This window comes from Pseudomonas glycinis, from assembly GCF_054871425.1.
Genome location: NZ_JBTYHF010000028.1, coordinates 1 through 501 on the forward strand (window position 1 = coordinate 1; position 501 = coordinate 501).

Sequence of the window (501 nt, forward strand, 5' to 3'; positions counted from 1 at the left end):
GCTTGACCGTCGAAGTGTCGATGGTGTCGGTGACTGTCGTAACGGCCGGAGCAGTGCTCGGAACGAGGTTCTCGAAATTTCCACCGGTAGCGCTGGTGATCGTCGCCTGCACGGAACCGGCGTCTTTATAAACGTCATCGGCTGGCGCAGGAACGGTCGCGGTGCCGCTGGTTTCACCAGCCTTGATGATGATCACTGCACCGTTCGACAAAGTCACGGTCACGGGTGAGCCAGCAGCATTGGTCAATGTCGCGGTGTAAGTGATCTGGCCACCTTCAGCCACCGAGTTGCTGGCGCTGAGCGACAGATTGGTGGTGTCGTTAACATCCGTAACAGTGGTCGAAACTGGAGTTTTGTCTGCAACCAGATCTTCGAAATTGCCGCCAGTTACGCCAGTGATCGAGTTGGTGATCGGAGCGTTGCCGGTCAGCGCATCGTTCGCAGCAACAGCGGTTGCGGTGCCAGTAGTCTGACCGACGCCGATGGTGATGGTCTGTCTGA

General features: G+C 57.5%; 1 protein-coding gene. It reads right to left on the reverse strand.

What is annotated here, in order from left to right; translation table 11 throughout:
• Positions 1 to 501: immunoglobulin-like domain-containing protein (locus ACYSTU_RS26990; RefSeq protein WP_499002757.1), on the reverse strand; the 501-nt coding region annotated here is incomplete at both ends.